Origin of the sequence: Pseudoalteromonas sp. 68 DY56-GL68, assembly GCF_041414825.1 — a bacterium.
Lineage (GTDB): Bacteria > Pseudomonadota > Gammaproteobacteria > Enterobacterales > Alteromonadaceae > Pseudoalteromonas.
In genome coordinates this window covers 86,878-100,934 of sequence record NZ_JAOCZL010000018.1, presented here as the reverse complement: position 1 = coordinate 100,934, position 14,057 = coordinate 86,878, and the positions used below count along the sequence as shown (strand labels likewise).

The 14,057-nt window shown below is 40.4% G+C and carries 10 protein-coding genes; 6 read left to right on the top strand and 4 right to left on the bottom strand.

The features are described from left to right. The first annotated feature begins 158 nt into the window (after window positions 1-158). The 3 genes from NYF15_RS08905 to NYF15_RS08895 all read left to right on the top strand — a co-directional run bounded on the left by NYF15_RS08905 (window position 159) and on the right by NYF15_RS08895 (window position 5,601). Complete coding sequence (locus NYF15_RS08905; RefSeq protein WP_371353357.1) at window positions 159-1,370, top strand: elastinolytic metalloprotease pseudoalterin; 1,212 nt, start codon at window positions 159-161, stop codon at window positions 1,368-1,370. 114 nt (window positions 1,371-1,484) lie between these two features. Next, on the top strand, window positions 1,485-2,309 hold the full coding sequence (locus tag NYF15_RS08900) for a M90 family metallopeptidase (RefSeq protein ID WP_130151387.1): 825 nt from the start codon (window positions 1,485-1,487) through the stop codon (window positions 2,307-2,309). Between the two features lie 106 nt (window positions 2,310-2,415). After that, on the top strand, window positions 2,416-5,601 hold the full coding sequence (locus NYF15_RS08895; protein WP_371353356.1) for an amidohydrolase family protein: 3,186 nt from the start codon (window positions 2,416-2,418) through the stop codon (window positions 5,599-5,601). Between the two features lie 53 nt (window positions 5,602-5,654). Here NYF15_RS08895 and NYF15_RS08890 read toward each other — a convergent pair whose 3' ends face one another. Beyond that, the gene (locus NYF15_RS08890; RefSeq protein WP_371353355.1) at window positions 5,655-6,197 is read right to left on the bottom strand and encodes a TetR/AcrR family transcriptional regulator; all 543 of its coding nucleotides are present in this window, start codon (window positions 6,195-6,197) and stop codon (window positions 5,655-5,657) included. Between the two features lie 100 nt (window positions 6,198-6,297). Here NYF15_RS08890 and NYF15_RS08885 point away from each other — a divergent pair, with 100 nt between their 5' ends. Next, window positions 6,298-6,774, top strand: a complete 477-nt coding sequence (locus NYF15_RS08885; RefSeq protein WP_371353354.1) for an HPP family protein — start codon at window positions 6,298-6,300, stop codon at window positions 6,772-6,774. Window positions 6,775-6,804: 30 nt separating this feature from the next. On the opposite strand, the gene NYF15_RS08880 is transcribed toward NYF15_RS08885, so the two are convergent. Further along, window positions 6,805-7,182 carry a hypothetical protein gene (locus tag NYF15_RS08880; protein ID WP_371353353.1) on the bottom strand — a complete coding sequence of 126 codons (378 nt, stop codon included), beginning with the start codon at window positions 7,180-7,182 and terminating at the stop codon, window positions 6,805-6,807. Between the two features lie 150 nt (window positions 7,183-7,332). On the opposite strand from NYF15_RS08880, the gene NYF15_RS08875 reads away from it, so the two are divergent. Continuing rightward, the gene (locus tag NYF15_RS08875) at window positions 7,333-8,085 is read left to right on the top strand and encodes a Nif3-like dinuclear metal center hexameric protein (RefSeq protein WP_371353352.1); all 753 of its coding nucleotides are present in this window, start codon (window positions 7,333-7,335) and stop codon (window positions 8,083-8,085) included. A gap of 86 nt (window positions 8,086-8,171) precedes the next feature. Here NYF15_RS08875 and NYF15_RS08870 read toward each other — a convergent pair whose 3' ends face one another. Further along, window positions 8,172-9,059, bottom strand: a complete 888-nt coding sequence (locus tag NYF15_RS08870) for a LysR substrate-binding domain-containing protein (RefSeq protein WP_237119374.1) — start codon at window positions 9,057-9,059, stop codon at window positions 8,172-8,174. Window positions 9,060-9,346: 287 nt separating this feature from the next. Between NYF15_RS08870 and metE the strand changes: the two genes are divergently transcribed. Then, on the top strand, window positions 9,347-11,620 hold the full coding sequence (gene metE, locus NYF15_RS08865; protein WP_371353351.1) for a 5-methyltetrahydropteroyltriglutamate--homocysteine S-methyltransferase: 2,274 nt from the start codon (window positions 9,347-9,349) through the stop codon (window positions 11,618-11,620). A gap of 37 nt (window positions 11,621-11,657) precedes the next feature. Here metE and NYF15_RS08860 read toward each other — a convergent pair whose 3' ends face one another. Next, window positions 11,658-14,027 carry a GGDEF domain-containing protein gene (locus NYF15_RS08860; RefSeq protein ID WP_237119372.1) on the bottom strand — a complete coding sequence of 790 codons (2,370 nt, stop codon included), beginning with the start codon at window positions 14,025-14,027 and terminating at the stop codon, window positions 11,658-11,660. Between the last annotated feature and the right edge of the window lie 30 nt (window positions 14,028-14,057).

The following is a 14,057-nucleotide window of genomic DNA, read 5'->3' as shown; positions in this document are numbered from 1 at the left end:
ATGTTTTATTTTTGTACACGTTTTCGGCTTCAAGGTGGTGTTATTAAAGGTACATTACTTACGTAAATGTTTACATAAGAATATAAAATTAACAATTAATTCACTTTTGATCTACATTTTTGTTCCCCGTATGGGGTTTTATAAAAGGGAACAAAAAGATGAATAAACATTTACTAACACTTGCGGTTACGACTGGACTTGGTTTTTCTTCTATAGCGTTTGCCGGTGTGCATAACCATGAAACGTTTGAATTTTCAGACCAAGCAGTTGAACAACTGAATCTTAATTCATTATTAATTATGGATGACCAAACATTTGTATTTAATAATGATCTATTAAATGAAGATTGGGATAACTACTTCGCATCGTATGCCCCTGAGCTTCAAAGTAAACAAGCTTTTATACTACACTGGGCTGGCTATTATAGTATTAACCCAAAAGTGATTTTGGCCCTGATTGAACAGCAAAGTGAGGGACTTTCTGATCCTTCGGTTGAATTAGAAAGCGTGTTTAACACTATCTCTGATAAGCAAGGGTTTGATGAGCAGGTGAAAGACGTTGTATTTAAATTAAGTCAACGTTTCTATGCCTTCAAACACTGGCAAGAGCAAGCCGTAAAGCATGATAAAAACTCAAATTCCATAAAGCATCTAATTAGGCCTTCACAAGTGAGTACTGCTGCTACAGCTGCGCTTGCCAGCATGATGAGTAAGCAGCATAATTTGCATGGTCAGCCAAATGATTCTTTAACTCGCTTCTTAGATATATTCGAGCAACTATCACCCGAACAGTCTCTAATCTTGAACACAGACCAGGTCACTTTCTCAGGGGAAGAGCAGTCGGTTCAAGCCACATTTACTATGAACTTACCTTGGTCTCAAGGGTATTATTGGTATAGTGGTGGAGCGCATTCAAACACTGGCTCAGGTTATCCTTATTCTTCATTAGACTTTAACAATGGTTCTGGTGGATGGGGAAGTAATACGCCTTGGGTTCAAGCCGCACATGGTGGAGTCATCACTCGTTTTTCGTCATGTAATATACGGGTAACGCACTCAAGTGGCTTTGCAACTAATTATTACCACATGTCTAACTTACAATACAATAATGGTGACACTGTGCAGCCTGGAACGTTGCTAGGTCGTTATGCGAATAGTTATAACCAAGCACTGTGCGAAGGCGGACAATCATCTGGTCCACACGTGCACTTCACTTTATTACAAAATGGTCAGCAAGTTTCATTACATAACCGTTATATCAGTAATTATCGTATTGATGTTGGTAATAGTAACTATGATTCAAATTGTAATAACTTTTATTTTGAGCGCAACGGACGTAGAACCTGTGCTTGGCAACCCTTATACCGTTAATGATGGTAAAAGCCGTGTTTAACACGGCTTTTAATGTTCAATTAATTTTTCAAGTATTGATCTTTTTTTGTTTGCACACATTTAACTACTAAGACCGTTTTTTAGGCGATGGTAATGCTTAACCTATTTTTGTTACTTTCCTTAGTTATTTTTATTGTGTGTTATTGGCGCTGGGATGATATTAGAAATCATTTTTGGCAAAAAAAGTACCATCGTTTTGCTCTTAACTCACAGCAAAAGAATTTGTTGCTAAAGTACATGCCCATCTACCAAAGAATGACCGACGCCGATCGTGAAAAGCTGGAACGACATATCGTTTGGTTTTTAAATGAAAAACGTTTTATTGGTTGTGATGGCTTAAAACTTAACGAATCTATGAAGTTGATAGTTGCTGCTGATGCGTGCTTGTTAGTCCTCAATAAACCCTGGCCTTTGTACCGTAATGTTAGAGAAATTTTATTGTATCCTAGTGCATATTATGCGCCCGAGACCTCGCGAGATGGTGCCGGTTTGGTAAGTTATCACAACGCTGTTCGTCAAGGGGAATCATGGCCAGGCGGAACGCTGGTATTGAGTTGGCATGATGTCCTAGAGGGGAACCGCTTACCAAGTGATGGTCATAATTTAGTGTTTCATGAATTTGCCCATCAGCTCGACCAAGAAACCGGTAAAACCACGGGCACACCACTGCTTGCTAGTAATGAAGATTACCAAAAATGGGCAAAAGTATTTAGCCGCGCGTTTAATCAACTCAAAACCCATTTAGCTTACGGCATGCCTCATGTTATTCATAGTTATGGTGCGACCAATGAGGCAGAGTTTTTTGCTGTCATCACCGAAACCTTTTTAGAAAAACCTGCTGAACTGAGACAATTTGACCCTGAGATTTATCACTTGCTGGTTGGCTATTATCAGTTTGATCCCATTGCGTGGCATTAGTCGACTATTTACGTCTGTTTAACACGAATCACTGGAATCTTGCTATGCTATTTGGTGCAATCTTAAAAGTGTGCAAATAAGCAAAACAATAAAAAGTGAGACTTCAATGAAGAAAATGCTTCATACGGCCCTAGCTGTATCTATTTCACTTGCTCTAACTGGGCAAGTGGTGGCAGCTGAGCAGTCAAATGATGACAAATGGCAGGTGGACGCACCAAAAGGCCAATTCCTAGACGCTAAAATTAGTGTTGAGCAGGGCACGTGGATGAACGTAGATATTAGCCCTGATGGTAAAACTCTGGTGTTTGACCTACTTGGCGATATTTATACCATGCCAATGTCGGGTGGCACAGCAACGCAATTAACCAGTGATATTGCATGGCAAATGCAACCACGCTTTAGCCCTGATGGTAAGCACATTGCGTTTACTTCAGACCAAGGTGGTGGCGATAACATTTGGGTTATGGATTTAAACGGTGAAAATCAAAAAGCAGTCACGAGCGAAACATTTCGTCTGTTAAATAGCCCAGCTTGGAGCCCTGATGGTGATTACTTAGTTGCGCGCAAGCACTTTACTGCAAGCCGCTCTTTAGGGGCTGGTGAAGTATGGCTTTACCACAAAGCGGGTGGTAAAGGTGTACAGCTAACTGCACGCGAAAACGACCAAAAAGACTTAGGCGAGCCAATGTTCTCACCGGATGGTCGTTATGTTTATTTTTCGCATGATGCAACGCCGGGCAAAACATTTCATTACTCTAAAGACTCTGTAGCGGGTATTTATAAAATTAAACGCTATGACCGTGAAACCGGCGAGATTGAAACTATCATTGATGGCATGGGTGGGGCTATTCGACCGACACCTTCACCAGATGGTAAAAAACTTGCGTATATAAAGCGTGATGATTTCCAAACAAGCTTGTACTTATATGATCTTCACACCGGTGAGCATACCAAGCTCTATGGCGAGCTTGAGCGTGATATGCAAGAAACATGGGCTATTCATGGCGTATACCCAACAATTGCTTGGACACCAGATAACAAACAATTGGTTTTTTGGGCGGGTGGTACCATTCATAAGCTAGAGGTGGATGATAAGTCTGTCTCGACTATTCCATTTAAAGTTGAGACCAATAAGCAAATTCAAAAAGCCGTGCGTTTTACACAAAACATCGATAGCGATAATTTTGATGTGAAAATGCTGCGCAATGTACAAATTTCACCGGATGGTGAAACGGCTATATTTGAAGCGCTTGGTCATATTTATAAACGTGATTTAGAGTCTGGCAAAGTGAAACGCCTGACTAAGCAAGACGATCACTTTGAATTATTCCCGCAGTTCTCTCGTGATGGTAAGAAAATTGTTTACACCACATGGGATGATAACGAACAGGGCTCAATCCGTGTTGTATCTGCGCGCAGTGGCCGTGGCGATACCATTACTCAAGAGCCAGGTAAATATGTAGAGCCAACTTTCAGCCCTGATGGCAAAACGGTTGTTTACCGTAAAGCGTCTGGCGGCAGTGTCCTTAACCCAACATGGTCATTAGAGCCGGGTATTTACTCAGTAAATGCAAAAGGCGGTGATTCAACACTTATCACTAAATCAGGTTATCAGCCGCAATTTGGTGCAGCGAACGACCGTATATATGTGATGAGTCCTTGGCCAAAACCAACATTAAGTGTTGTTGAGCTTGAATCAAAGCAAGTTCGTAAACTTTACGAATCAGAACATGCAACAGAGTTTAGAGTATCACCAGATGGTCAATACTTAGCGTTTGCAGAGCGTTTTAAAGTATTTGTTACGCCATTTGTTGAGCGTGGTAAAACCATTAACATTGGTCCGAAAGATAGCCAATTCCCAATTGAGCAGCTTTCTGTTCGCGCGGGTGAAAACATCAGTTGGAGTGGCACAAGCGATAAACTTTATTGGAGCTTAGGCCCTGAGTTATATCATGCAAGCCTAGCGGGTTTATTTGATATTAACCAAAATGCTGAGACTGATTTTAAAGTTAAAAGTGGTGATAACATCGGTTTTACAAAAACCATGGCCGAGCCGAAATCAGTATTCGCTTTAACTGGCGCACGCATTATCACTATGAATGGTGAGCAGGTTATTGAAAACGGCGTTATTGTTACTGATGGTAAGCATATTAAAGCGGTTGGCAGTAAAGAGAGTGTTGCTATTCCTAAAGGCGCTGAGGTAATTGATGTAACTGGTAAGACGATTATGCCTGGGATTGTTGATGCGCATGCGCACGGCTCGCAAGGTAGCGATGAGATCATTCCACAGCAAAACTGGAAGAACTTAGCAGGCTTAGCGTTAGGTGTGACAACGATTCACGATCCATCAAACGACACCACTGAGATTTTTGCTGCAAGCGAAATGCAAAAAGCAGGCATGATTGTCGGCCCTCGTATTTTCTCAACGGGTACTATTTTATATGGTGCGAATATGCCTGGTTACACGTCGCATATTGATTCGTTAGAAGATGCCAAATTCCACCTTGAGCGCTTAAAGAAAGTGGGCGCGTTTAGTGTTAAATCATATAACCAACCTCGTCGTGAACAGCGTCAGCAAGTCATTGAAGCAGGTCGTGAACTTGAAATGATGGTTGTGCCAGAGGGCGGTTCATTACTGCAGCACAACTTAACCATGGTGGTTGATGGTCATACGGGTATTGAGCACTCAATTCCTGTTGCCAATATCTATGATGATATTCGCCAGCTTTGGTCACAAAGTGATGTAGGTTACACACCGACACTGGGTGTCGCATACGGTGGTATTTGGGGTGAAAATTATTGGTACGACAAGACAGATGTGTGGAATCACCCACGCTTGAGTAAGTTTGTACCAAAGAACCAGCTTTTACCTCGCTCAATGCGTCGTGTTAAGGCGCCCGATCATCACTATAACCACTTTAACAACGCCCGTGTTGCAAAAGAGCTGCAAGACTTAGGTGTTTTAGTGAACCTAGGTGCTCACGGCCAACGTGAAGGTTTAGCCGCACATTGGGAAATTTGGATGTTTGCGCAAGGTGGTATGACACCACTTGAAGCAATTCGTGCAGCAACCTTAGATCCTGCTAAATACATTGGCCTTGATAAAAATATCGGTTCACTTGAGGCGGGTAAGCTTGCCGATTTAATCGTTATTGACGGTAACCCACTAACGAATATTCGTGATACAGATAAAATCGATTACACCATGATTAATGGTCGTTTATTTGATGCTGCAACCATGAACGAAGTGGGTGAGAAAAAACGCGAAAAGTTATATTTTGAAAAAATCTAACATAGCGAAAATCTAAACTGAAAGCGGCCATAGTGCCGCTTTTTATAATTTACTTATTGTTTTAAATGAGGAAACTGTTTAATTCCAACTAGCTTTGCTTGGCAGATCATGCCCTCTACAAGCGTCATCAAATAATGGCTCTGTGAGTTCAGCTGAGAACTATCCATGTTGTTACAGTTTGATAAACGCTGTTTTATTAACTGCTGTACCGCCATTTTATGCTCTTTGCAGGCTTGATTAATTGGACTTGCAGGATCAGCAAATTCAGCAGCAGTGTTAATAAATAAACAGCCATTAAAATCACCTAACTCAGTCACCTCAGAGTTAAACCAAGCTTCATGGCAGCTGATCAAAGCGACTTTAAATTCTTCAATAGTTGTTTGCTTGCTGGTGGCTTGCGTTAACCAATTTAAAAACCGGCTATGTCGCTCATTAAGGCACGCTAGTAGTAGTTCATCTTTACTTGCGAAATGGTGGTACATGGTTTTTTTAGCGACACCCGCGACACTAATAATCTCGTTGATTCCCACACTATGAATGCCTTTTTGATAAAAAAGTGACAGGGCGTTCAAAATAATATGTGTTCGTTTATCCATAACAAGCTCTCAATTGGTGACTAATAATATCTTGACAGAAGTAGACCGAGTTGTCTACTATTTGTCGGGTAGACAACTCGGTCTACTTTTGGGAGGCGTTATGGAAAATAAAGTGAGTAGAGCGGCTATCGCAGGTGTGTTTGCTTGTATGGCAATTTTTGTGTTGGCCTATTTACAGCAATTAGGAAATTACGGTATTTGGTTGATGGCACCGTTTGGTGCAACTGCCGTGTTGGTATTTGGTGTGCCACACAGTCCGCTTGCGAAAGCGAAGAATGTTATCGGTGGGCATCTTTTGACTGCATTAATCGGTGTTGTATTTGTAAATTATGTCGGTGTAGGGCCTGTTGAAATTGCTATCGCCACAGGGCTGGCAATCAGTCTCATGATGCTGACAGACACAATACATCCAGCGGCAGGCGCAAACCCAATTTTGATTATACAATCTTTGCAAAGTTGGGATTTTTTAGTGATGCCTGTATTGATTGGCACTGTTTTTATTGTGTTATTTGGTTATTTTAGTCAATGGCTATTAAATATCCTGCTGGAAGGATATAAAAAAACCGCTAACGAGTAGCGGTTTTTAAAATTGCTAAGTGTAATTTGATTACACAACACCACGCGGTAAACGACAATCGTGGTCTTTTTCAGCTAGGTTAACAATCCATAGCTCTTCAGCTTTGTAACCATCATCGTTTGCTTTAACAACTGTGAACGATGCTTTTTTTGCTGTTTTAGCTGGCTCAGCGGTTTTAGTTTTGGTTTTTTTCGCTGGGGCTTTTGGTGCTTCTTCTGCCTTAGGCTCAGCTGTTTTACCAGAAGTAAGCTCTTCAGTCAGCGCTGCAACATCGGCTAGGCGCAAGTTTTTGCCACCATCGATGCTATACCAACCAGGTTTTGTAGTAATTTCAGGTTTCTTACCATTCGCTGCTTCGTATGCTGCTTCGAAGGCATTTAACACTTCTGTTTTGTCTAGTTTGCTCATCAGAGACCCTATACGTTGTAAACACAGATTAAGAATATTTATTTATACCTATTTTTAGCTTACTTTTCAATTTTTTGCGATTTTCCTTCCATTTTTCGCTCATAACCGCCAAAATTTGCACAAAATAGAGGGTTGGAGAACGATTTTTATATGCAACGCAAACAATTTACTCAATTACTAAACGATATTCTTAAACCTGACTCAATCGCTGATTTTTGCCCCAATGGTTTACAAGTTGAAGGTTCGAGCGTAGTAAAAAAAATAGTAACGGGTGTCACAGCTAGCCAAGCATTGATTGATGCCGCTATTGCAGAAAATGCAGATACGATTTTGGTGCACCATGGCTATTTCTGGAAAGGAGAGTCGCAGCCAATTACGGGGATGAAAAAGCGCCGTATTGCAGCGCTTTTAAACAATGATATTAATTTATACGGCTATCATTTACCGCTAGATATACACCCTGACATTGGTAATAACGCACAATTGGCAAAGTTACTCGATATTGAGTTCACTGGAGGGCTTGAATCCGGTCCAAATAGTGTGCCAGTAAAAGGACGTTTAAAAACACCATTAACTGCTGAAGAATTTGCCGACAAAATAACCCAAGTACTCAATCGCGCACCGTTAACAAGCTTAGTTAGAGAAGAGAAAATCGACACTATTGCTTGGTGTACGGGTGGTGGACAAGGGTATATTGATTTAGCTGCCTCGCAGGATATTGACGCTTATTTGACAGGTGAAGCATCTGAACAAACTATTCACAGCTCACGTGAACAAGGTATCGATTTTTTTGCAGCAGGTCACCACGCGACAGAGCGTTACGGCATTAAAGCGCTGGGTGAGCTATTAGCTGAGCAGCATGGTTTTGATGTCACCTTTATTGATATCGATAATCCAGTCTGACTCTATGGAGACTTCTGCGCCCCTGCATCAAACCAGTGGCGCATATTTCACTGGTAAAATGGACTAAACCAGTAAGGGGGCTTTTATTAACGGCCGTTATTTTGTTTACACGTATTTAAAAAGTGACGATAAACAGGGTTATCTTTCATATTTTTTTTCATTGCTAAATACATCGGGCGTGTTAACCCTAATGCACCTAACGGAATGGATTTAATGAGCCCTTGGCTTTCATAAGGGGTCACTAACCAATCCGGCAAAGCCGCAACCCCCATACCTGCGCTCACTAATTGGAATATCAATAAGCCTTGGTCAACCGTTTTCAGCGTGCCATCAAATCGTGCATTTTGAATAAAATGTTTAAAGATATCTTGGCGTTCACGTGGGATGGGGTAAGAAATTATCGTTTCGTTTTTTAAGTCCAGTGCGGTGACATAGGCTTTTTTAGCCAGTTCATGATCAGGCGAAACAATCAGTTTTAACTTAAAATCAAATAAGTGCGCATACTCTAATTTGTCTGGCTCACGGATATCAGATGTGAGTACTAAGTCCAATTCATCATTCATCAAATCAGGAATAGCATCATAACTAAAGCCTCTTTCATAATCGACTTTAATATCTGGCCAAAAGTTGTTGAACTCTTTTATCGTCGGTAATAACCAGTGAAAGCAAGCATGGCATTCGACACTTAAACGCAGGTTTGAAATTGGTTGATTAAGGCTTTCTTTTAAACGACATTTTGTTGCTTCAACACGTGGTAAAACTTCGTTTGCTAACTCCAGTAACAGCATACCTTGTGGGGTAAAGCGTACGGGCTGAGTTTTACGCTCGAAAAGTTGGCAGTCTAACTTATTCTCAAGATCTTTAATTTGATGCGATAAAGCCGATTGAGTTAAAAACAACTCTCGGGCTGTATTGACCAAAGATCCTGTTTCTTTAAGGGTTGCTATGGTTTTTAAGTGTTTAATATCGATCATCTTTAAAAAATCTCATGAAAAATGTGAGTCAAACTCAGATTACAGACATAGTACGCCTACAATTATGTTTTTTCAACGTCTAGACGTCTAAAGTTTCAGAGGAATTTTACCTCATATTTACAATATACTTTTATTACTTAAATTGACAGCGTTGTCATTTGTTTTTTATTTAAATAGTTTTTTAAATCCATGAAATTACCTCAAGTTGAAACTGAGAAAGCATCAGTTGAATTAGGTTTATCTCATCGCTAATGTTTTAGACATCTAAACAGCTAAATGGAATGGATATGGCACAATTACATAATTTAGGCTTTCCTCGAATAGGAAAGAAACGTGAGTTAAAGTTCGCAATAGAATCTTATTGGGCAGGAAAAATAAACCAACAGGTATTACTCGAACGAGGTAAGTCTATTCGAGAAGAAAACTGGGCACTACAAGCTAATGCCGGTATTGACTTACTGCCTGTAGGTGACTTTGCTTGGTATGATCATGTTTTGAATACATCACTTTTGGTGGGAGCAATTCCAAAGCGCCATCATAGTGAGGAAGGTAACGTTGACTTAGATACACTTTTTAGAATTGCTAGAGGGCAAGCGCCTACTGGATGTCAATGTGCGGCAAGTGAGATGACAAAATGGTTTAATACAAATTATCACTATATTGTTCCTGAGTTATCGGAAGATCAAACATTCGAACTGACTTGGACTGAACTATTTGAGCATGTGCAAGAAGCTCATCAATTAGGCCACAAGGTGAAGCCTGTGTTGGTTGGTCCTGTGACTTATTTACATTTGGCTAAGCCTGCTGGAAAGTCGTTTGATACGTTATCATTACTCGAAAGACTTTTACCTGTCTATCGACAGGTATTAGCTAAGCTTGCAAAGCTGGGTGTTGAGTGGGTTCAAATAGATGAACCAGTTCTTGCTTTAGAATTAAACGATGGCCAGCAAAAGGCACTTAAAACAAGTTTTGCGACGCTTTCAGGACAAGGTGTTAAGTTACTACTTGCCAGTTATTTTGACTCGGTAGATGATTATTTTGCCGATATAGCTAATTACCCTGTAGACGGTGTGCATTTTGATTGTGTTGCAGGAAATAACGATATATCAAAGCTTGATACCTTAATAACACAACAGCAGGTACTTTCACTGGGTATTATTGACGGTCGTAATATATGGCGCAGTGATTTAACGCAGAAGTATTCTGTATTACACGCGTTAGCTAAAAAAAGAGGCGATAACCTGTGGCTTGCACCATCTTGTTCGTTGCTTCATACACCTGTCGATTTAGATCAAGAGCAGCAATTAGATAGTGAAATAAAATCGTGGCTTGCTTTTGCCAAACAAAAGGGCGAAGAGTTACAACTATTGCGTAATGCGCTTAACACAGGGCAAACACAGTTGCTGTGCGATTACAGTGAGCCAGTTAAGAAACGTTTAATATCAGCAAGAGTTAATAATCAAGATGTACAAAACCGTCTGAGTACATTAACTAACAAAGATGCTAAACGGTCTAGTCCATTCTCAGCTCGAATAGCCAAACAGCAAAGCGCACTTCTGCTACCTTTACTACCGACCACCACGATAGGATCTTTCCCGCAAACTCAATCGATACGTAAAGCACGTAAAGAATTTAAAGCGGGGGTTTTGCCTGCTGCTGAGTATCGTCAGCAGATGGAAGCAGAAATTCGCTATGCTGTTGAAGAGCAAGAGGCGTTACAGCTCGATGTTTTGGTGCATGGTGAGGCAGAGCGTAACGATATGGTTGAGTACTTTGCGGAGTTTTTGCAAGGCTTTGCATTCACCCAATTTGGTTGGGTACAAAGTTATGGCACGCGTTGTGTAAAACCCCCGATTATTTGGGGCGATGTGTCGAGAGAGCAATCTATGACAGTTGAATGGACGCGTTATGCACAATCTCTAACAACGAAAAAAATGAAAGGAATGCTAACTGGCCCAGTGACTATTCTATTTTGGTCATTTATCCGTGATGATTTAGATAAACCTACTATTGCTAAGCAAATAGCATTAGCGCTTCGTGATGAGGTTGTCGATTTAGAGCAAGCTGGTATAAAGATAATTCAAATCGATGAGCCCGCTTTTAGAGAGGGTATGCCATTAAAATCAAGTGACTGGCAATCGTACTTGGATTGGGCTGCTTATGCGTTTCGTGTTTGTGCATCGAAAGTGGCAGATGAAACACAAATTCATACTCATATGTGTTATGCGGAGTTTAACGACATCATCGCGGGTATTGCAGACATGGATGCAGATGTCATCACGATAGAAACATCTCGTTCAAATATGGAGCTATTAAAAGCATTTGAGGATTTTGACTATCCGAATGATATCGGGCCTGGGGTATATGATATTCACAGCCCAAATATCCCCGATATTGCTTGGATTAAAAACTTAATTCATAAAGCGGCTAAAAAAGTACCAGTAGAGAGGCTCTGGGTCAACCCTGACTGCGGTCTAAAAACCCGCGGTTGGGAAGAAACACGCTTAGCATTACAAAATATGGTTACTGCCGCTAAAGAGTTACGCCGAGAGTTAGGCTAACCTCATAAACATACTAAGCCTAAGTGACTCTTAGGCTTTAAAGACCATTTAGAATTATTTTTTCAGCTTCACTGGCTGGCATAGGTTTGGCCTTTAAAAAGCCTTGGCCAAACTTACATTGTGTTTGTTTTAAAATGTTTAATTGTTGCTCTGTTTCAATTCCCTCTGCGACTACATCCAGCTTTAATGATTGGGCTAAGGAAAGAATAGCGTCAACAAGTGGGTTATGCTCTTTCCTTAAATGATCAATAAAGCTTTTATCAATTTTTAAAATATGAATGGGTAGTTGATGTAAATAACCAAGTGCAGAGTAACCTGTACCAAAATCATCTAAACATAGTTTGACTTCAAGCGGAGCAAGGCCTTCTATTATTTTTGTTGCCAACTCTAGGTTACCAATTAAGCCTGACTCTGTTATTTCTAAACATAAAGAGCCCAGCGGTAATTGATACTTTTTATATAAGTCATGTATCTGACTCACAAAGTCGAGGCTGGCAAAATGCCTAGATGACACATTGACAGTGACACGTAAAAAAGGTGTTCCTTGTTTATGCCAAGCGAATATCTGCTTTGCGGCAAGTTCTAATAAGTGCAAATCAAGATTAATGATCTGCCCTGTGTCCTCAGCAATCGGAATAAAATCATTAGGGGCCACTAAACCTTTGCTAGGGTGATGCCATCTAACAAGCGCTTCAAAACCAACAACTTCATTACTTTGAATAGTAAAAATAGGCTGGTAGTAAAGTTCAAAGTCGTTATGCTCGATGCCATGTTGTAGGTCATTTTCAATATCTGCATGTGACTTTAATTTCTTGCGCATTGTGTTATTGAAAAATTTGACTTGTCCGCGACCTGAAGATTTTGCTTCATACATAGCTGCATCAGCATGTTGCAGTAACTTATAAGCCTTGTCTTTTTCAGTCGTACAAAATGCAACACCGATACTCGTTGAAGCTTGCAATAGGTGACCATCGATATTGAGAGGCTCTGCAAGTGCCAATTGGATACGTGCAAGTGCATCATCAATTTGTTGTTTGTCAGTAATGTTTTCCATAAAAATAGCAAATTCGTCACCGCCCAAGCGCGCGAATGTATCTGTATTTCTAATCGTTCCTTGTATTAGCTCACAAATTTTTACTAAAAAATGATCGCCAACCTCATGGCCGAGCGAATCGTTAATACTCTTAAAGCGATCGAAGTCTAAATAAAGTAGGGCATGTTGGCTTTTTTCATCAGAGCGAGCTAAGCGTAAAATCCCGTGTTTAACTCGCTCGATAAGTAATGAGCGGTTTGCCAGGCCTGTGAGTTCGTCGTGCAGTGCTTTATGTTCCAGTTCTTGGCGCGAAAGCTGACGGTCAATTGCCATACTTATCTGCCGGCTTACATACGTGAGAAGAGCACGATCATGTTCACTGTAATGGTAATGTTTACTGTAGCTTTGAACTGCAATTACACCACTGATACGTTCATTTACTTTAAAAGGCACACCGAGCCAAGATTCTGCTTGCCTACCAACCATCTTAAAATGGCCTGCTTTTATATGTTTTTCAAACTCTTCTTTATTAAATAATAGAGACTGGTCTATCGTTAAAAGATAATACGAAGCGGTGTCCTTGAGTAATTCTTTGGAAATCTTTTTGTGTGCGTTTGAACGAACACCTTCTTCAATAATATAGACTAAATCAAGTACATCTAGTTGTTTATCATACAAACCGATAAAGAAGTTATCAGCTCGCAGTAAAGAGGTAATAATACTGTGAAGCGATTCAAAAAAGCTGTCTAGTTCGCTTGATTGATAGGTTAAGTTTGCAATTTGCAACATACTGTTTTCAAGCTTTTGAGCATCATTTAATTGCTTTACAGTTTGCTGTAAATTTTCAACGGTGCGAACTTGATTTATCTTCGCACTCAGTAAATGAGCAACCGTTGAGAGCACCTCTAAGTGTGCATCTGTATAATAATGTTTTTGTGGGTGCTCGCAATCAATCACCCCTAAGACCTTTTCTTTATAAACAAGGGGCACACATAACTCAGAAAGAGCAGGGCGGGCATCCGCTATATAACGACTATCTTGAGTGACATCGCCAACCATCAGAGGGAGTCCTGATGATGCAACATAACCGGTGATCCCTTGGTCAAAGTTGATTTCAGTTCTGTCTATATGGTAGGTATCTGAAGAACTCGCAGTTCCCAGTGAAGCAACTTCTTTTAATGTACGTGTTTCGTCATCAGCTAAATAGATAACACATTCAATAAAACCAAGGCGGTTTACAACCTGAGATGTTACATAATCGAGTAATTCTTCTAGCGTATCTAGCTGCATCAATGACGATGAAAACTGATTTATTATACGTAGTTGGTCTGTTTTGACCTCAAGTGCAAATGCGGTATCTAACCTTTTAGACATAAAAAGAAAACTGACTCAAATTAGCTGTTA

Bases quoted from the DNA above. Each gene is read 5' to 3' on its own strand.
- NYF15_RS08885 (WP_371353354.1), top strand. From the start codon at position 6,298: ATGGAAAATAAAGTGAGTAGAGCGGCTATCGCAGGTGTGTTTGCTTGT.
- NYF15_RS08860 (WP_237119372.1), bottom strand. From the start codon at position 14,027: ATGTCTAAAAGGTTAGATACCGCATTTGCACTTGAGGTCAAAACAGAC.
- NYF15_RS08905 (WP_371353357.1), top strand. From the start codon at position 159: ATGAATAAACATTTACTAACACTTGCGGTTACGACTGGACTTGGTTTT.
- metE (WP_371353351.1), top strand. From the start codon at position 9,347: ATGGCACAATTACATAATTTAGGCTTTCCTCGAATAGGAAAGAAACGT.
- NYF15_RS08880 (WP_371353353.1), bottom strand. From the start codon at position 7,182: ATGAGCAAACTAGACAAAACAGAAGTGTTAAATGCCTTCGAAGCAGCA.
- NYF15_RS08870 (WP_237119374.1), bottom strand. From the start codon at position 9,059: ATGATCGATATTAAACACTTAAAAACCATAGCAACCCTTAAAGAAACA.
- NYF15_RS08895 (WP_371353356.1), top strand. From the start codon at position 2,416: ATGAAGAAAATGCTTCATACGGCCCTAGCTGTATCTATTTCACTTGCT.
- NYF15_RS08890 (WP_371353355.1), bottom strand. From the start codon at position 6,197: ATGGATAAACGAACACATATTATTTTGAACGCCCTGTCACTTTTTTAT.
- NYF15_RS08875 (WP_371353352.1), top strand. From the start codon at position 7,333: ATGCAACGCAAACAATTTACTCAATTACTAAACGATATTCTTAAACCT.
- NYF15_RS08900 (WP_130151387.1), top strand. From the start codon at position 1,485: ATGCTTAACCTATTTTTGTTACTTTCCTTAGTTATTTTTATTGTGTGT.